The 17,886-nt window shown below is 59.7% G+C and carries 16 protein-coding genes and 2 pseudogenes; 6 read left to right on the top strand and 12 right to left on the bottom strand.

Annotated elements, in window-relative coordinates:
* Positions 1 to 5: 5 nt before the first annotated feature.
* The 9 genes and pseudogenes from ACERZ8_RS06575 to ACERZ8_RS06535 all read right to left on the bottom strand — a co-directional run bounded on the left by ACERZ8_RS06575 (position 6) and on the right by ACERZ8_RS06535 (position 9,614).
* The gene (locus ACERZ8_RS06575; RefSeq protein ID WP_407591405.1) at positions 6 to 884 is read right to left on the bottom strand and encodes a sugar kinase; all 879 of its coding nucleotides are present in this window, start codon (positions 882 to 884) and stop codon (positions 6 to 8) included.
* Positions 881 to 1,774: a DMT family transporter gene (locus ACERZ8_RS06570; RefSeq protein ID WP_407591404.1), complete on the bottom strand. Its 894-nt coding sequence runs from the start codon at positions 1,772 to 1,774 to the stop codon at positions 881 to 883. The genes ACERZ8_RS06575 and ACERZ8_RS06570 overlap by 4 nt, the downstream gene beginning before the upstream one ends.
* Before the next feature lie 3 nt (positions 1,775 to 1,777).
* The gene (locus ACERZ8_RS06565) at positions 1,778 to 2,665 is read right to left on the bottom strand and encodes an NAD(P)-dependent oxidoreductase (protein ID WP_407591403.1); all 888 of its coding nucleotides are present in this window, start codon (positions 2,663 to 2,665) and stop codon (positions 1,778 to 1,780) included.
* Positions 2,662 to 3,588, bottom strand: a complete 927-nt coding sequence (locus ACERZ8_RS06560; RefSeq protein WP_407591401.1) for a phytanoyl-CoA dioxygenase family protein — start codon at positions 3,586 to 3,588, stop codon at positions 2,662 to 2,664. The genes ACERZ8_RS06565 and ACERZ8_RS06560 overlap by 4 nt, the downstream gene beginning before the upstream one ends.
* Positions 3,564 to 5,062, bottom strand: a pseudogene (locus ACERZ8_RS06555) (UxaA family hydrolase). The gene ACERZ8_RS06560 and the pseudogene ACERZ8_RS06555 overlap by 25 nt, the downstream one beginning before the upstream one ends.
* 8 nt (positions 5,063 to 5,070) lie before the next feature.
* Positions 5,071 to 6,015 carry a phytanoyl-CoA dioxygenase family protein gene (locus ACERZ8_RS06550; RefSeq protein ID WP_407591400.1) on the bottom strand — a complete coding sequence of 315 codons (945 nt, stop codon included), beginning with the start codon at positions 6,013 to 6,015 and terminating at the stop codon, positions 5,071 to 5,073.
* Positions 6,016 to 6,025: 10 nt separating this feature from the next.
* Positions 6,026 to 7,648, bottom strand: a complete 1,623-nt coding sequence (locus tag ACERZ8_RS06545) for a TRAP transporter large permease (RefSeq protein ID WP_407591399.1) — start codon at positions 7,646 to 7,648, stop codon at positions 6,026 to 6,028.
* 3 nt (positions 7,649 to 7,651) lie between these two features.
* Positions 7,652 to 8,494: a TRAP transporter small permease subunit gene (locus ACERZ8_RS06540; protein WP_407591397.1), complete on the bottom strand. Its 843-nt coding sequence runs from the start codon at positions 8,492 to 8,494 to the stop codon at positions 7,652 to 7,654.
* Between the two features lie 95 nt (positions 8,495 to 8,589).
* Positions 8,590 to 9,614: pseudogene (locus ACERZ8_RS06535) on the bottom strand (TRAP transporter substrate-binding protein).
* A gap of 199 nt (positions 9,615 to 9,813) precedes the next feature.
* Here ACERZ8_RS06535 and ACERZ8_RS06530 point away from each other — a divergent pair.
* Complete coding sequence (locus tag ACERZ8_RS06530; RefSeq protein WP_407591396.1) at positions 9,814 to 10,449, top strand: GntR family transcriptional regulator; 636 nt, start codon at positions 9,814 to 9,816, stop codon at positions 10,447 to 10,449.
* A 43-nt stretch (positions 10,450 to 10,492) separates the two neighbouring features.
* Here ACERZ8_RS06530 and denD read toward each other — a convergent pair whose 3' ends face one another.
* From denD to ACERZ8_RS06515, 3 genes are read right to left on the bottom strand one after another with little or no spacing between them, the layout of a single operon-like run.
* Positions 10,493 to 11,461: a D-erythronate dehydrogenase gene (gene denD, locus ACERZ8_RS06525; RefSeq protein WP_407591394.1), complete on the bottom strand. Its 969-nt coding sequence runs from the start codon at positions 11,459 to 11,461 to the stop codon at positions 10,493 to 10,495.
* Complete coding sequence (locus ACERZ8_RS06520) at positions 11,461 to 11,742, bottom strand: NAD-binding protein (RefSeq protein ID WP_407591393.1); 282 nt, start codon at positions 11,740 to 11,742, stop codon at positions 11,461 to 11,463. The genes denD and ACERZ8_RS06520 overlap by 1 nt, the downstream gene beginning before the upstream one ends.
* Entirely contained in the window at positions 11,676 to 12,338 is a 663-nt protein-coding gene (locus ACERZ8_RS06515) for an NAD(P)-dependent oxidoreductase (protein ID WP_407591392.1), read from the bottom strand. Before ACERZ8_RS06515 ends, ACERZ8_RS06520 begins: the two co-directional genes overlap by 67 nt.
* Positions 12,339 to 12,452: 114 nt before the next feature.
* On the opposite strand from ACERZ8_RS06515, the gene ACERZ8_RS06510 reads away from it, so the two are divergent.
* The 5 genes from ACERZ8_RS06510 to ACERZ8_RS06490 are packed head-to-tail and all read left to right on the top strand — an operon-like array spanning position 12,453 to position 17,853.
* Positions 12,453 to 13,196 carry an SDR family oxidoreductase gene (locus tag ACERZ8_RS06510; RefSeq protein ID WP_407591391.1) on the top strand — a complete coding sequence of 248 codons (744 nt, stop codon included), beginning with the start codon at positions 12,453 to 12,455 and terminating at the stop codon, positions 13,194 to 13,196.
* Complete coding sequence (locus tag ACERZ8_RS06505) at positions 13,193 to 14,992, top strand: IlvD/Edd family dehydratase (RefSeq protein WP_407591389.1); 1,800 nt, start codon at positions 13,193 to 13,195, stop codon at positions 14,990 to 14,992. The genes ACERZ8_RS06510 and ACERZ8_RS06505 overlap by 4 nt, the downstream gene beginning before the upstream one ends.
* 12 nt (positions 14,993 to 15,004) lie before the next feature.
* Complete coding sequence (locus tag ACERZ8_RS06500) at positions 15,005 to 15,847, top strand: fumarylacetoacetate hydrolase family protein (RefSeq protein ID WP_407591387.1); 843 nt, start codon at positions 15,005 to 15,007, stop codon at positions 15,845 to 15,847.
* Positions 15,840 to 16,772 carry a 2-hydroxyacid dehydrogenase gene (locus ACERZ8_RS06495; RefSeq protein ID WP_407591386.1) on the top strand — a complete coding sequence of 311 codons (933 nt, stop codon included), beginning with the start codon at positions 15,840 to 15,842 and terminating at the stop codon, positions 16,770 to 16,772. Before ACERZ8_RS06500 ends, ACERZ8_RS06495 begins: the two co-directional genes overlap by 8 nt.
* Positions 16,765 to 17,853: a mandelate racemase/muconate lactonizing enzyme family protein gene (locus ACERZ8_RS06490; RefSeq protein ID WP_407591385.1), complete on the top strand. Its 1,089-nt coding sequence runs from the start codon at positions 16,765 to 16,767 to the stop codon at positions 17,851 to 17,853. Before ACERZ8_RS06495 ends, ACERZ8_RS06490 begins: the two co-directional genes overlap by 8 nt.
* Positions 17,854 to 17,886: the final 33 nt, after the last annotated feature.

Below are 17,886 nucleotides of genomic sequence, written 5' to 3'. Positions count from 1 at the left end.
CCAAGCTACTTGGGCAAAATCGCGCCCTTGTGCCCGATCACCTGCATCGCAAGATCGTGCCCGGCGCGCAGGGCGTTCGCCTGTGACGCGCCGGTCAGCGAGGCGGCCAGATACCCTCCGTTGAAACTGTCTCCTGCCGCCGTCGTATCCACCACTTTTTCGGCCTGGGGAAAGTTGTAGGTCGCCCCTGTTTTCAAACACAAAGGTCCACTGGCCCCGCGCTTCAGCGCCCCGGTCCGGTTCGTGTCAAGGAAACGACGCGCGATGGCCGTGGGGCTTTCGCCTGTGATTTCATGCTCATCATCTATGGACGGCAGGGCAATGTCAGTCAGGGCCCACATCGCGTCATTCAATGTATGCGCCGTTTCAGCATCGAGCCAAAGACGCGGACGATAGTTGCTGTCATAGCAAACCCGGCCCCCCGATTTACGGAACGCCTGCAGGAACCGCATCAGCGCTGTACGGGTCGAGGGCGACAGGATCGCCATCGTGATCCCCGACAGGTAGATGACATCGTACTGTGCCAGCGCGACAAAATCCGGGCCCTTGTCCGTCACAAATGTCAGGCGCGCGGCAGAGCTGTCACGCCAATATGTAAAGGACCGTTCGCCACTGTCATCTGTCGTGATCGCGTAAAGGCCGGGCGTGCCTACCGGGTCTCGTTGGATGGACTGGGTGCCGATCCCTTCGGATGCAATGAAATCGACAATCCGATCAGAAAATGCATCGGTGCCGACCCGTGTGATATAGTCCACGTCAAAGTCAGGCGCGCTGCGCTTGAGATAGATCGCAGTGTTCAGGGTATCGCCTGCGACCCCAACTTTGGCAGTGTCCCCCTCCATCGAGAGTTCAATCATCGCCTCGCCAATTGCTGCGACTTTCATGTGATTTCCTTTCGGCTCGTGCGCCACCACACGATGAATCCAGAGCATACAATGATGCCCGCCCCCAAAAGGGTCCAGCCATCCGGAACGTCATTGAACACGACATAGCTGGCAATGGCCAGATACAGCAGGAAACTGTAGGTGTATGGCATGAGGGTGTTAGCAGGGGCGTAGGCATGCGCACGTGAAAAGATTTCGTGCCCGGCCCAGCCCCATATGCCAAGCCCGATCATCAGCGCCCACTGAAACCCGGTTTCCGGCATCACCCAAACGCTGAGTGCGAAAGGGGCCAGCATGATGGCACCGAATGCGCCCATGTAGAATTGCATCGTCTCTGCCGCGACCACGCCCGAAATCTTGCGCGTGATGATCGAGTAAAGCGCCAGTGAGACGGCGTTGTAGACATTAAGCAGCGCGATCCAGTGAAAATCGGCGTCAAAGGGGCGGATCACCACCAACACGCCGACGAAACCCAGAACAATCGCCCCCCAGCGCCAAGGCCCCACGCGTTCCCCCAGCAGCGGCCATGAAAGCGCGCAGACAATGATGGGGGCCGAAAACATGATCGACCCGGTGACCGTCAGCGACAGGTATTTCAGCGTGATGAAGTTGAACAATGTGGCAGAGGCCAGCAGGAACGCCCGCAGCATAACGAGGCCTAGATGATCGGTTTGGAAGTTCGACCAGTTTGCGCCCTGACGCAGCACAAGCAGAGTCGAGATGATAAAATGCGGCAGATACCGCATGAACGCCAGTTGAAACGCAGGCAGCCCCGCCAGCACCAGCCATTTGACTGTCGTGTCGATCAGCGAAAAGAACGCGTAGGCCCCCAGTGTCATCACGATACCGAGGGCTGCGCGGTCTTGCTGTGCGCGGGCTGCTATCGCCAAGGGTTAGCCTTTGAACCGATCGGCGTAAAAGTCGACCATTTGCGAAACCATATCGTCGGCGCGCCCATTATCGCGCGCCTCGTTCAAAGCTGACAAAGCGCATTTGGACATGATTGAATCGACCCCCGCATCGGATGCCATTTGGGCGTAGTACCCGACATCCTTGGCCGCGTTCTTGATTGCAAAGGCCAGTTGGTTGGGATCGCCATCCACGGCGTACCCTTTGACAAAATCCATCATGCCGGATTTCAGTGGCCCTGCGGCGACCACGTTGTAAAGGTCCTGCCGCGGCACACCCGCAACGTCGGCCATGGCGAACGCCTCGCACATGGCGTTGGCGACAGTCATCCCGAAGAAGTTGTTGATCAGCTTGATCGTGTGTCCCGACCCGAGCGCACCGAGGTGAAAGACATTTTCGCCCAGATCGTCGAGCACCGGTTTGACCTTGTCGTACGCGGCCTTGTCGCCAGACCCCATGATGTTCAGCAACCCGTCCTTGGCATGGGACGGCGTGCGGCCCAGCGGCGCGTCCAGGTATTGCCCACCGGCGGCCGCCACTTCGTCACCCAGCGCGCGTGTAGAGGCGGGCAGCGATGTGCCGAAATCGATTACGACCGCCCCGTCTTTCAGTCCGGCAATCACCCCGTCATCGCCGCGCATCCGCGCCTCGACATTGGCCGAGGTGTCCATGCACAACATCACGATGTCAGACGCTTCGGCGACAGCCTTGGCGGTTGTGACCTCGGACGCGCCGCGCGCGACAGCCTGATCAACATAGGTCCGCTTGCGGTTTGCGATCACGGTGAGGTCATAGCCCTGATCCTGCAAACGCCCGACCATGGCCCCACCCATCAACCCGAGGCCGATAAATCCGATTGTTGGTTTGCTCATGTGTCTTGCTCCTTCTGGGGAATGGTATCGAAGGCGCGTTTTTTCAGCCCCTTCTGGATTTCATAGATCGAGATCGGCACATCCGGCTGTGGTTGCGGAATGCGGATCGGGATGTCCTTGAGGCGCGGCGTAAGCGTCGGCTCACCGCAAAGCATGCGGGTGTTGTAATCCTCGATCCCCGCCCACTTGGTCATGCTGCCCATGATCGGGAACGCGTCCGCAGCCATCATCTCGTAAAACAGGATGCGCCGCGCGCGATCCGATGTGTTGAGCGCAGAGCCATGCACGATCCGCCCGTGATGAATGCTGATCGAGCCTGCTGGCCCCGTCAGTTGCACCGCATCGTCAGGGTTCAGCCCGTTTTCCTGCGGCAGCATCGCGCCAGCGAACACACCATCGACATGGTGATCATAGACTGGCCCCTTGTGCGAGCCGGGATAGACCATCAGCGGCCCGTTTTCCGGGGCCATGTCGTCAATGCAGATGCCGATAGCCAGGATGTCATCGTTGGTGTGGGGATAGAACGCATAGTCCTGATGCCACTCTACCGCCGCGCCATAGCCTGCGGATTTCATGTTCAGCTTGGTTGTGTGCAGGCGCAGGTTCGGCCCGATCAGGTCACGCGCAGGCGCAAGCACATGGTCAGAATACATGAGGTCCCGCATCACTTCCGATATCGTGTGGGGCAGCTTGATCCGGCGCAGCCGGGGGGCTTCGGGCGTGTGACTGTCTTCAAGATCCAAGCGATCGTTACTGGCCGTCATCGTGGCCGCTTCAGCTTCGAACCGGGTGATCTCGTCTCTGATCTTTTGCAGCCAGTCAGCAGGGATCTGGTTTTCGACCAGAAGATAGCCGTGTTCTTCGAAATGGTCTTTCTGCGCTTGGCTTAGACATTCCATCACATCACCGCGCCGATCTGCCATGGGACAAATTCATAATCACCAAGGCCCTGGGCTTCGGATTTGCTCTGCTCTCCGCTGGCGACACGCAAAAACAGCTCGTAAATCTCGCGCCCTTTCTCTTCGAGGCTGACGCCGTCACTCAGCATCGCGCCTGCGTTCACGTCCATGTCTTCGGTCATGCGGTTATACATGTCGGTGTTGGTCGCCACCTTGATTGTCGGCGCGGGTTTCGAGCCAAAGGCCGAGCCGCGCCCGGTGGTAAAGCACACAAGGTTGCACCCGCCCGCGATCTGCCCCGTCACGCTCGCCGGGTCATAGCCGGGACTGTCCATAAAGGTGAAACCGCGTGCCTTCACGATTTCCGCGTATTTGTAGACGCCGGTTAGCGGGGTTGTGCCCCCTTGGCAGCGGCCCCCAGCGACTTTTCAAGGATGGTGGTCAGCCCGCCCGCCTTGTTTCCGGGCGACGGGTTGTTGTCCATGCTGCCCTTGTTGCGGGCCGTGTAATCCTCCCACCACTTTATCAGGCCAATCAACCGCTCGCCCGTCACGCGGTCGGCGGCGCGCGCGGTCAGCAGGTGCTCGGCGCCGTATATCTCGGGCGTTTCGGCCAGAACGCCAGTGCCGCCCTGCGCCACCAGCAAATCGGTGGCATAGCCCAGCGCCGGGTTGGCGGTAATGCCCGACCATGCGTCAGACCCACCACATTGCAGCGCGACCTTCAGTTCAGCGGCAGGGCACTCGCTGCGCGTCACCTGATTGGCGATGGGCAGCATCGCGGCCACCTTTTCAATTCCCTTTTCAATCGTCTGACGCAGGCCCGCCACGGCCTGAATGTTCATGGTCTGGAACGTCGGTCCCTGTTTCAGCCCCCACGCGTCGAGTAGCCAATCGATCTGGTTCATCTCGCACCCCAAGCCCACCATCAGCACGGCGGCGTGGTTTGGGTGACGGGCATAGCCCCACATCACCCGTTGCAACGCCTCGAACCCATCGCCTGAATCCGCCATGCCGCAACCTGTGCCGTGCACAAAGGCGACGACCCCGTCCACGTTGGGATAGTCCGCCATAATGTCAGGCGTGAAATGCGCAGCGATCATGCGCGCGGCGGTTGCCGAGCAATTCACCGATGTCACGATTGCGATGTAATTGCGGGTACCAACCTGCCCGTTTTCGCGGCGATACCCCATGAACGTGTCTCCGCTGGCGGGTGGCACCGGGCGCAGGTTCGTTCCGAACTCATATTCCACGTCCGTTGCGCGAAATTCGACGTTGTGAGTGTGCACGTGATCGCCTGCCTTGATCGCACCGGCCGCATATCCGATCACTTGGGCGTATTTGCGGATCGCCTCGCCTTGGGCGAGATCACGGGTGGCGATCTTGTGCCCCGATGGGATCAGCGCACGGGTGGACGTACCCTCAATCGCGACGCCCACTTCGAGGGCGCGGGTGGCGGTGACAACAGTGTCCGTCGGATCAAGGCGAATGAAATCCATAGTATCCTCTATGCACAATAGGGCGCGTCAGAGGCCCACCGATGGATCGGGATATGCGGTGTGCTTGCAAGCCGGTCGCGAGCCGCAAACCACCCGTCGCGCCACATACGCCAATCGCGCAACTCGTTTTCCGGCGCGCTGGGACTGCGGGCGACAAAGCTGGGGAAGTGTTCACGCCCGGTGTTCTGACCGGTTTTGCTAAAACGCAGATCGAATGACCAGCGGAACCCATCTGAGGTGTTGGGCAATGACGCGTGCGGGACCAGCGGATGAAACAACACCACGCCGCCGGCCCGCACAGGCAAAGGCACTGCGCGATCCTTGTCCAGAAACGCGGGCGCGATGGCCGTCTGGACCTGCGGACAATGCGGCAGCATTCCGCCCTCGATCCCCGGCACAACCTGCAAACATCCGTTTTCCACAGTGGCATCGGTGATGGCGACCCAGACAGTGACCATGTCGGTCTGGTCTGCTTCTTCCAGCCCCACGGCGCGGTCCTGATGCCAATCGGTGCGGGTAATGTGTGCGCGTGTTTCATCCTGTGCCAATTGCGGGCTGGGCGGTTTGATCCGCACATGCTGGATGGGATTGAGCGTCAGTTCCGGCCCGATCAACGCCTCAGCCAGATCAAGGATGCCGTCATGCATCACCAGATCAAAGATTGCTGGGCCAAAGTGCATGGGCGTGTCGGGTGCAATCTGATCACCGGGCAGACTGATATCCATCGGTTGGAACCAATCGCATCCGGCAGCATAACTCGCGCCCAGTTTGCCCCAGAAATCGAGACCCTCACCATCCGGCACGCGCCCCTCGGCCTGCCATCCGGCATAAAGCCCATCCATCAGATCGCTGTATTCAGCCCGCACCGCATCCAGAACGGATCCGGGCAGGACGTTTTCGACAACCAGATACCCCTCCGAAAAGAACTGCGTGACTTGGGCCTCGGTCAGCATTGGACCGCTCCTAAAGCAGGATGGATATGATGGGAGGATAGATCAGAAGCACCGACAACGCGATCAATTGAATCCCGATGAAGGGCAGGAACCCTTTGAAAATATCAGTCAGCGTGATGTGCGGTGGGGCCACGGATTTGAGATAGAAGGCCGCAGGCCCAAACGGTGGCGACAAAAAGCTGACCTGCATGTTCATACAGAACACAACGCCAAACCAGATCGCGACGTGGCGGGGGTTCAACTCTCCGAACAGTCCGATCTCGTCCAGCGGCAGGCGCAGCACGATCGGCAGGAACACCGGAATGATCAGCAGCACGATCCCGACCCAGTCCATGAAGGCACCCATGAAAAGCAGGATCAGCATCATCAGCAGGATCACCAGCATCGTGGGCAATTCGGAACCGACGATAAAGTCGGCCACGTAAGTTGGCCCGCCGGCGATGGTATAGGCGCCGGCCAGTGTCGCCGCCCCGATGGTGACCCAGATGATCGTGCCTGTGGACTTAAGCGTCCGCATCAGCGCGTCCCAGACCAGTTCGGTCGAGGCCTCGCCGCGCAACAGGGCGATCACGAAGACCGCAAATGCACCCATACCAGCCGCCTCGGTGATGCCGGTGATGCCGCCATAGATCGACCCCATGACGACGCCGATCACCACGATGGGCGGCACAAGCCCCTTGCCCATGGACCAGCCCGTCGCTGTCCGTTCTTTGCCAAAGACGAAGAATGCCAGCCCGAGGCTGACCGCCACCATGATCCCAAAGATGTAGATGAATTCGGACGTGCCCCAGAACGCATCCGCGCCTGTGTTGGCCGCATTGGACCCCGAGAACTCGAAAAAGCAGGCGCGCAGGAACAGGGCTGTGCCGAACCCGGCCACCAGTAGGTTCAGGAAAGCAAAGAACAGGCCCGCCTTTTCGCTGCCCGCCGGGTCGCCTTCAACCGGTTCAGGCAGGGGCGCGTCCTCGGGTTTCAACTGGGTGCGGATGATGATGTAGATGATGATGAACGAGGCCAACATGAAGCCCGGGATAAAGGACGCGGTGAACAGCGCCTTGATCGAGGTTTCGGTGATCAGGCCGTAGATGATCAGCACGATGGACGGCGGAATCATGGTGCCAAGGCTGCCGCTCGCACAGATGACACCGATGGCGAGGTTCTGATTGTACCCAAGACGCAGCATCTGCGGCAGTGCGATCAGACCCAGCAGAACGACCTCACCCCCGATGATGCCCGACATCGCGGCCATGATTACCGCCATGATCGAGGTTACGATGGCAATGCCGCCGCGGGTGCGGTTCAGCCAGACGTTCAGGGACGAATACATCTCCTTGGCGATACCCGAGCGTTCCAGCAGGGCCGCCATAAAAATAAATAGCGGAATGGATATGAGGACGTAATCCGTTAAGAGGCCGTAGATTTTTTGCGCCAGAATGTTCAGCGGTCCCGATCCGGGCCTGCCGGTCAGGATACCATCGCCAAAGGTCCATGGGGCCAGCAACAGGTCGGGCTCGAACTTCATCACCAGCACCAGCACGGCGAGGATGGCCGAGGCCAGCCCAAGCGGCATGCCAATGGCCAGCAACAGCATCAACCCCAGCATCAGGACCAGTGAAATCGTACCGATGTCCATGGATCAGTCCCCTGCCACTTGCGCTTTGATGCGCTTGATTTCTTCTTCGTCGAGGTCCTCGCCGCCGTAATGCACTTCCTCGGCGTTCCAGTCGGAAATCAGGTTCACGACAGACTGAATGGCGACCAGTCCGACGACCAGCAGAACCATCGGTTTCAGCGTGGCGGGAATCGGCGGGTCAAAGGCTGTGCCAAAGGTTTCCCAGCGATAGAACTTGTCAAACGCCTCTCCATACCCGCCGTAGATGAGGAAGAAGGCAAAGGTGACAATCAGGATGGTCGAGATGGTGTCGAACACCCGTTGCAACCAGCGTGGCACAGCGTCGTATAGCAACACGATGCGGATGTGGCTGCGTTGTTGCATGGCGTAAAGGCCCGCGCAGAGGAACACGAACCCGGCCAGCCACAGTGACATTTCGTTGGCCCAGAGTGTCGGCGCTTCGAACACATAGCGCAGCATCACCTCGTAGAGCATCACTGTGGTCAGGCAGACGATCAGCATCATGGTGATGCGCCCGATAAACACAGCAAGGCGATCCGCCGGACGCCAGCTTTCGAACTCCATACCGGCGCGGCGCACCGTGCGCACGCCGATGTATCCAAGGATGGGAATAGCGATCAGTGCGGCCCAGTCGGCAATATCGGCAGTGCCGCCAAACAGGCCACCCAGATTGGGGGTGACATCGACGCGCCCGAACAATGCCGACAGCTTATCGTGTTCGGACGGGTCAGTTGGTGGATAAAAAGACAGGGTGAAGGCGGGCATGTGCCATACGACCCAGCCAGCGACGAAGATAAAGGCCAAAGGCACAAGCCATTCCACCAGAGTGCCAGAGCGCTCCTGCATCTTTTCGTCCCCCTGTTCAAGAAAATGCCCGGACCGGTCTTGCCGTCAGTCTTGGGCAAAGATGGGGCCCTGCAAGAACAGGGCCCCAGGATCGTTTATTCGGACACGAGGCCCAGTTGAGTGAGGTAGGCGAGGTGCGCGTCAACCAGGGCCTTGGCTTCTGGCGTGTCGGCGAACTCGGGCCATGTGGCCTGTGCTGCGTCACGGAACTTCTGCAGCTCTTCAGGCGCCCATGCGGACAGTGTCACACCCTGCTCGCGCAGTTGTGCGGCCGCTTCGGCGTTCTTCTTCTCGAACGTCAGGGCGGTGCGCAGTGCCAGCGCTTCCATGGCAACCTTCATGATGGTCTGGTGCGCTTCGGGCATCGCGTCGAACACGGCCTTGTTGCACGCCAGGTGATCCGAAGGCATCGAGTGGAAGCCCGGGAAGTTTGCATATTTGACGATGTCATACAGACCAAGACCCACATTATTTGCGAGGCCAGATGCGTCTGCGCCGTCGATGATGCCTGTTTCCAGCGCGGTAAATATCTCGGTGAAGTCCATCACGATGGGCGAGGCGCCCAGCTTTTCAAAGATCTTTGTTTCCATGCCGGGGGCGAACGGAATTTCCAGTCCTTGAAGTCGGCAACCTTCTCGATTGGCTTCGAGGACGCGAAGGATTCCTGGCCGTAGACCCACCAGCCGATCAGTTCCATGCCGTACTTGTTGTAAAGCGGTGCAGCCGCTTCCTTGCCGCCGCCGAAGTACAGCCAGCTGAGCTGTTGATAGGGGGTTTCGTAGCCGCCCATGATGTCGCCGACGAACTGGAACGCAGAGTTTTTGCCGGTCTGATAACCGCCACCCGTCATGTCACAGTCCAGAATGCCTGTGGCAGCCGCGTCGAATGTTTCAACCGACTTCACAACAGACGAGCTGTAGAACATTTCGACCTGAATGCCGCCGCCAGACATGGTCTGAATGTCCTCGACATATTGTGCGGCCAGCTTGCCGGACACGGTTTCCGGGGCGTAGTGCGTTTGAATCCGCAGTTTGGTTTCCTGCGCACTCGCAGTCAGTGCGGTGCCTGCTGCCAGCGTGGCAGCGACGGCGACGGTTGTCGCCTTCTTCATGAATGTCATAATTTCCTCCCAGACAAATTTTCCATTGCGCACGGATGGGTCTTAAGCCCGTTTTGACGCTCTGTAGGAGTGAGGCTAAGCGGAGATTTCTCACACGACAACAAAAAACGAGAAATTCGGGCAGTTTTTGAGATTATATTGTAATTTCGAGATTTTGTGTTTTACTGATTGTGCCCAGAATTCAGGAATACGGTGCGGTATGCTTCAGAACGCTGACATCTACGACACCTTGATGCGTCGCCTGATGATGAACGGATTTGCGCACGGCCAGAAGGTGCGCGCAGAGCATTTGCGTCAGGAATTTGGGTGTTCGGCCAGCACCATCCGCGAAATCCTGTTCAGGCTGTCGACGCTGGGTCTGGTCGAGTTTCGCGAACAGCGCGGGTTTCGCGTCCCTGAAAAATCAGCGGAGGTTGTGAAAGAACTGACGCATTTGCGGGTGTTGCTTGAGGCCGAGGGGACGGCCATGTCGATCCGACTTGGCGGCGTGGCATGGGAGGCCCGGCTGACCGCCGCCCACCATCAACTCAGCCACCTTGAGATGCGATTGCAGACAGCCACGGACATCGATCCGTTTGTCGATCTGTGGTTTGCGGCGGAACGTCAGTTTCACGAAACCCTGATTTCGGCTTGTGGGTCGGACACGTTACGCGACACGCATCACCGAATTTATTGCCGCTTCCGCCAACAGTTGATGGTCGAAGACCGGGCGTTCGACTTCATCTCGGAAAACATAAGGCACCACCAGCAGATACTGGACGCCGCCCTGTCCGGCGACGAAGCGCGGACACGGGAGAAAATCCACGATCATCTGGCACGGCATTTGATCGGGTGATCCAGATGTTGGATCTCAGATGGCAACTGTCTTCGCGCGCCCCTCAGCGCCCCGGCAGATCCTCCGCCACGTAAACATCTATGATTTCGCGGAACGTATTCTCCGCCTTGAATCCCAGTGCCTTCGCCCGGTCAGGTGCGAAGTTGCGCGGCCAGCCTTCCACGATTTTGGCAACGGCCGCGTCCGGTTGCGGCTTGATCAGGGCCACCACATTGTTGCCTGCCACATCGCGCAGCGCTTCGATCTGTTCGGCCACGGTGCAACTGATCCCCGGCAGGTTCAGTGCGCGCCGACCGTCCAGCTTGGCGGTATCGAGGCCCGCCGCATGGGTCAGAAAACCCGCCGCCGACTTTGGAGAAGCGTGCCAGTGACGGACGGTATCCGGCACGGGCAGCACCGCCTCCATCCCGTCCAACGGTTCGCGGATAATCGCCGAGAAAAACGACGATGCGGCAAGGTTCGCCTTGCCCGGTCGCACGCAAATCGTCGGCAGACGCAGGGACATCCCGTCGATGAACCCTTTGCGAGAGAAATCCTGCACCAGCAATTCGCAGGACGCTTTTTGGGCGCCATAGCTGGTTTGGGGAGAGGTTAGGAACTCATCCCCGATCTTGTCCGGGTACGGCCCGCCAAACACCGCGATGGACGAGGTAAACACAACCCGCGGAACATACTCGCCCCTCGTCGCGCGGTGCTGGGCGCGCAAGGCCTCAAGGAAATGCCACATCGGCCAGAGGTTGGTCTGCCAGCCAAGGTCAAAGTTTATCTCGGCTTCACCCGACACGATGGAAGCGAGGAAATAGATCAAATCGAAGCGTTCAGCGGCCAGCGCGGCCCCTTCCGCTGCCACCGAAAGGTTGCCCATACGGCGGTCAGTACCCGCGCCGCCTTCGGGAAAGGCGATGTCGTGCAAGGTGAGTTGCACTGGGGTTCCATCCAGCCCTTCGGCCTCAAGCTTGTGAGCCAGTTTCTGACCCACCATGCCGCCACCACCCAGAATGAGAACGCGCATCACGTGTCCATCCCGTTGCGCGCACGCAATTCGAGATACAGGCCCGAATGGTCCTTGTCTGCACCGTCCATGTTATCGACGAAATGCGCAAAGCGGTCGCGCACCCCTTGGGTCATCGGCAGTTTCAGGTTCGCTGATTCGGCTTCGACCAGCACATTGTCGAGGTCCTTGAGCTGAAATTTCGAAAGTCCGCCAGGTTCGAAATTTCCGGTTGTCATGCGCTCACCATGCTGCTGCAAAATCGTGCTGTCGGCAAAGCCGCCCTTGAGGGCAGCGCGCAAGGCGGCAGGGTCTGCGCCCCCTCCTCGGCCAGCAACATCGCCTCGGCGACGGCCCCGATGGTCACGGCGACGATTGTCTGGTTGCACAGCTTTGACAGCTGACCCGTCCCGGAAGGACCGACATGGACGGGGCGCCCCATCACACTCAGAACAGGGGTCGCGCGGGCCACGGCATCTGCCGGACCACCCACCATGATAGCAAGGCTTGCCGCCTCGGCCCCCTTGGTGCCACCCGACACAGGGGCATCGATATGCGCCACGCCAGCGGCGGCCAGTGCCTCGGCCTGCGCGCGGGCCTCGCCGGGTTTGGTCGAGGACATGTCGATCCACAATGCACCGTCGCTCAGCGCCTCTTTCACCTCTTCGATCACGGACAAAACGGTCGGCCCATCACTCATCATCGTGATGATGACGTCTGCCCCGGTGACGGCCTGGGAAGTGGTGTCGACGACCTCTGCACCAAACGCGCTCAGCGGTTCGGCCTTGGCCCGAGTCCGGTTCCAGACAGTCAGCGGGATGCCCGCCTGCGCCAGATTTCGCGCCATCGGAAAGCCCATCAACCCGGTCCCAAGCAGGGCCACCTTTTGCGTCGCCATCCTTCATCCTCCCATTTTGCCGTGACGTCTGGTCAACGCGAACGGCTTGTCCTACGGTCCTACCAAAACGCAGCCATTGGCGATGCGCAACACCTGATGAGAATGGGGGAGACTATGGGCCGTTTGGACGGAAAGCGCGCACTTGTGACAGCCGCAGGGCAAGGCATTGGCCGCGCAAGCGCGATTGCAATGGCCGCAGAGGGCGCAAAAGTCTTTGCCACGGATGTGAATGCCGATCTTCTAACGGACATGCCTGACGGAGTAGAGTCATTTGCCCTTAACGCGCTGGATGACGCCAGTGTCGCAGAGGGAGTGGCGCGGGCAAAACCCGACGTTCTGTTCAACTGCGCCGGTTTTGTGCACCACGGCACGGTGCTAGACGCCACGGACGCCGAATGGGATTTCGCCTTTGACCTCAATGTCCGCTCCATGCTGCGCACGATACGCGCCGCGCTGCCGGGCATGGTCGAACGCGGCGCAGGGTCCATCATCAACATGTCGTCCGCCTGTTCTTCCGTGATCGGCGCGCCCAACCGGTTCATCTATGGCACCACCAAGGCGGCCGTGATCGGGATGACCAAATCCGTGGCCCTCGATTTCATCAATCAGGGCATCCGCTGCAACTGTATCTGCCCTGGCACGGTCGAAAGCCCCAGCTGGCATGATCGCGTCAAGGCGCTGGGTGAAGAGCTTGGCAGCTACGACGAAGCGCTGAAACAATTCGTATCGCGTCAGCCGATGGGCCGCGTCGCCACGGCGGATGAGATCGCGGCGCTGGTTGTCTACCTTGCCAGTGACGATAGCGGGTTCACCACAGGGCATCCCCACATCATCGACGGAGGTTGGTCAGGCCAATGAGCAAGAAAATCGGAATCGAAGATCTGCGGTCACGCAAGTGGTTCATGAACCCTGACAATCCAGAAATGACCGCACTGTATCTTGAGCGGTATCTGAACTACGGCCTCACGCGGGCGGAGCTGCAGTCCGGTAAACCGATCATCGGCATCGCGCAGACGGGCAGTGATTTGTCGCCCTGTAATCGCCATCACCTTGAACTGAGTAAGCGCGTGCGCGATGGGATCATCGCCGCCGGAGGGACGTGTATCGAGGTGCCCGTGCACCCGATTCAGGAGACGGGCAAGCGCCCGACGGCCATGCTGGACCGCAACCTTGCTTATCTCAGCCTAGTCGAGACGCTGTTTGGCTATCCGCTCGACGGCGTTGTGCTGAACATCGGTTGTGACAAAACCACGCCCGCCCTGCTGATGGCCGCGGCGACTGTGAACATCCCCGCCGTCGCGCTGTCAGTCGGCCCGATGCTGAACGGCTGGTTCCGCGGTGAACGCACAGGGTCGGGCACAATCGTCTGGAAGGCGCGCGAAATGCTGGCCGCGGGCGAAATTGACGATGACGGTTTCATGGAGCTTGTCGCCTCTTCCGCTCCGTCGGTCGGATATTGCAACACCATGGGCACCGCGACGACAATGAACAGCCTTGCAGAAGCGCTTGGCATGCAACTGCCCGGTGCCGCTGCCATCCCCGCGCCCTATCGCGAGCGTGGGCAGATGGCCTATGAAACAGGGCGGCGCGTGGTCGAGATGGTGTGGGAAGACCTGCGCCCGTCCGACATCATGACGCGCGAGGCATTCGAGAATACCATCGTCATCAACTCGGCCATCGGCGGTTCGACCAACGCGCCCATCCACCTCAATGGTATTGCGCGTCACCTTGGCGTCCCTCTCGACAATGATGACTGGCAAAAGGTCGGGCACAAGGTGCCGCTGATCGTCAATATGCAGCCTGCGGGCGAGTATCTGGGCGAAGACTATCAACACGCAGGCGGGGTTCCTGCCGTGATCGGCGAACTGATCGCCGCTGACGTGCTGCCCTATCCAGACGCGATGACAGTCAATGGCAAGACGATGCGCGAAAATTGCGGCGCGCTGCGCAGCGAAGACACCCGCGTGATCCGCCCCGTGTCCGAGCCGATGAAAGAGTATGCAGGCTTTATCAACCTCAAGGGCAACCTGTTTGACAGCGCGATCATGAAAACTTCCGTGATCAGCGACGCGTTCCGCGAACGCTATTTGTCGAACCCGGATGATCCCGAAGCGTTCGAAGGGCGCGCCGTCGTTTTTGACGGACCCGAGGATTTCCACCATCGTATCGACGATCCGTCCGAGAATATCGACGACACCTGCATCCTGTTCATGCGCGGTGCGGGCCCCAAGGGCTATCCCGGGGGCGCCGAAGTGGTGAATATGCGACCGCCATCGTATCTGCTCAAGAAAGGGATTAAGGCCCTGCCCTGTGTCGGCGATGGCCGGCAATCCGGTACATCCGGGTCTCCTTCCATCCTCAACGCCTCACCCGAGGCGGCGGATGGTGGCGGCCTTGCGCTTTTGCAGACCGGCGACACTGTGCGGATCGATTTGCGCAAATGCACAGCTGACATGCTTGTTGATGACACAGTGCTGCAGGCACGCGCCGAAGCGATCCTCGCGGCAGGCGGCTTTCCGGTTCCGGCTGATCAAAGCCCGTGGCAGGAAATATTCCGCGACCGCGTTGGCCGCTTTGACGAAGGCATGACGCTGCGCGGAGCAGCGGAGTATCAGGACATATCGCGGCGTCATATGCCGCGCGACAATCACTAGAAAGGCACGCATATGAAACTCGTAAGATACGGTGACGTAGGGAGCGAAAGACCGGGCATGATGGACGGCGACACGCTGCGCGATCTGTCCGGCGTGATCGATGACGTCACAGGCGATACGCTGAATGACGAAACGCTTGACCGGTTGCGCAGCATTGATCCGACCACCTTGCCGGAGGTCAGCGGCAATCCCCGTCTTGGTGCCTGCGTTGGCCATTTCGGCAAGTTCCTATGCATCGGTCTGAACTATTCCGACCATGCCGCTGAAACGGGCGCTGCGATCCCCGAACACCCGATCCTGTTTTTCAAGGCTAACTCGGCGGTTGTCGGTGCGTTCGATGATGTCGTGAAGCCGCGCGGCTCTACTCACACCGATTGGGAAGTCGAGCTGGGCGTCGTCATCGGCACAGAGGCCAAATATGTCAGCAAGGAAAACGCGCTGGATTATGTGGCGGGGTATTGTGTCATCAATGACGTGTCCGAGCGGCATTTCCAAACCCAGTTGACAGGTCAGTGGACCAAGGGAAAATCCTGCGACACCTTCGGCCCTACGGGTCCGTATCTTGTGACCCGTGACGAGGTGTCCGACCCGCAAAACCTCGCCATGTCGCTGGATGTAAATGGCAAGCGGATGCAGACCGGCAACACCGCCACCATGATCTTTACCGTGGCTGAGATCATCGAACATCTGAGCGGGCTGATGACCCTGCATCCCGGCGACATCATCACCACCGGGACGCCCCCCGGTGTGGGCATGGGGATGAAGCCGCCGACCTACCTGAATGTGGGCGACGTGATGGAGTTGGAAATCGAGGGGCTGGGCCGCCAGCGCCAGGAAGTGAAGATGGATGCCTGATCTTCTCCAAATCGGTGGCATCACCGATACCATGCGTGACCGTCTGGCCGAGCATTTCACCATCCACAAACTGAGCGAAAGCGCCTATCCGGCGGATGCGATCACTCATATCGCCACAAACGGCCATGACGGGGTGCCCGCAGACGTGATGGCAGCGTGCCCTAACCTTAAAATGGTCAGCTGTTATGGTGTTGGCTATGACGCCATCGACACCAAGGCGGCGGCGGAGTGCGGCATACTGGTCACCCACACCCCCGATGTGCTGAACGCCGAAGTGGCCAGCACCACAATCCTCTTAATGCTCGCCAGTTTCCGCAATTTCCTGCATGACGAGGCGCACGCCCGTTCGGGCGATTGGGAAAAGGGTGGTGCCCCGCTGTCGCGCAGCGCGGACAATCGGCGTGTTGGTATCCTTGGGCTTGGCCGCATCGGGCAGGCGATTGCCGACAAGCTGGAGGCGTTCAACGCCGAAATCCACTACCACACCCGCACCAAGAAGGATGTGCCCTACACCTATCACGCCAGCCTGACTGAAATGGCATCGGCAGTCGAGGTGCTGATCTGCATCACGCCGGGAGGTCCGTCGACCCACCGGATCGTCAATGAGGAGGTGATGAATGCGCTGGGGCCTGAAGGCACGTTGATCAATGTGTCGCGCGGATCAGTTGTGGACGAGTCCGCCATGGTGCAGGCGCTGCAAGACGGGCGGTTGGGCTATGCCGCGCTGGATGTGTTCGAGGCAGAGCCGAAGATACCCGACGCGCTCAAATCCATGTCGAATGTCGTGCTGTTGCCCCATGTGGGGTCTGCGACACACGAAACCCGTGCGGCCATGGGCGCGCTGGTCGTGGACAATCTGATCGCGCATTTGACAACTGATAAAGTGCACACTCCGGTGCCTGAAACAGCGCATCTCAATGGCTAGGATCACAGACGTCACCGCGCGCCTTTTTGCGGTGCCGCTGGACGAAATCCTGGTCGATGCAAAGCACGGGGACCACAGCCATTTTCATCTGGTGACCGCGACCGTCACCCTATCGGACGGGCGCACAGGCACCGGCTACACTTATAATGGCGGGCGCGGCGGGCATGCGATGGCGGCGATGATCACCCATGATCTTGCGCCATTTCTGCTCGGGCAGGACGCTGAAAACGTCGAGGCGTTGACCGAAGCGATGGACTGGCACATGCACTATGTGGGCCGGGGTGGCATCCTCAGCTTTGCGCTTTCAGCGGTCGATATCGCGCTGTGGGATGCGCGGTTGAAAGGGGCAGGGCAGTCGCTGCTCAAGGCCGCTGGCAGCGCGTCGGATCGCTGCCGTGCTTATGCAGGCGGGATTGATCTGGGCTTTGACCTGCCCAAGCTACTCGACAGCATCCAAAGCTACCTTGATCGCGGCCACAACGCGGTCAAAATCAAGATCGGCCAGCCTACGCAAGCAGAAGACCTGACACGCATCAAAGCCGTGCGCGACCTGATTGGTCCGGATGTGAAGTTCATGGTCGATGCCAATTATTCAATGACCGTCGATCAGGCCATTGCGATGGCCCAGGCGTTCAAACCCTATGACATCACGTGGTTCGAGGAACCCATCATCCCCGACGCTTACGGGGAGTACGCGACGATCCGCGCGGCGACCGGCGTGCCGGTGTCACAAGGCGAAAACCTGCACACCATGCACGAATTTGCGCGCGCCCTGCCGCATGTGGATTTCATCCAGCCTGATGCGTCCAACTGCCTTGGGATCACCGGATGGCTAAAGGTAGCAGAGATGGCGGCAGAGGCAGGGGTGCCGGTCTGCAGCCATGGCATGCAGGAACTGCACGTGTCGCTGGTGTCCTCACAAGCCCATGGCGGTTGGCTGGAAGTGCACAGCTTTCCAATCGACCGCTACACAAAACGACCTCTTGTGATCGAGGATCACATGGCGGTCGCACCGGACATACCGGGGATCGGGGTGGAGTTCGATTGGACGCAACTGACCCCGCATGAGATCACGTTGTAACCCGGCGCGCCCCGGATAAGACGCGCCGTTGAT

Origin of the sequence: Tateyamaria armeniaca (genome assembly GCF_045797845.1) — a bacterium.
Taxonomy (GTDB): domain Bacteria; phylum Pseudomonadota; class Alphaproteobacteria; order Rhodobacterales; family Rhodobacteraceae; genus Tateyamaria; species Tateyamaria armeniaca.
The sequence above is the reverse complement of the archived record's forward strand: the minus strand, read 5'-3'. Positions and strand labels throughout refer to the sequence as shown.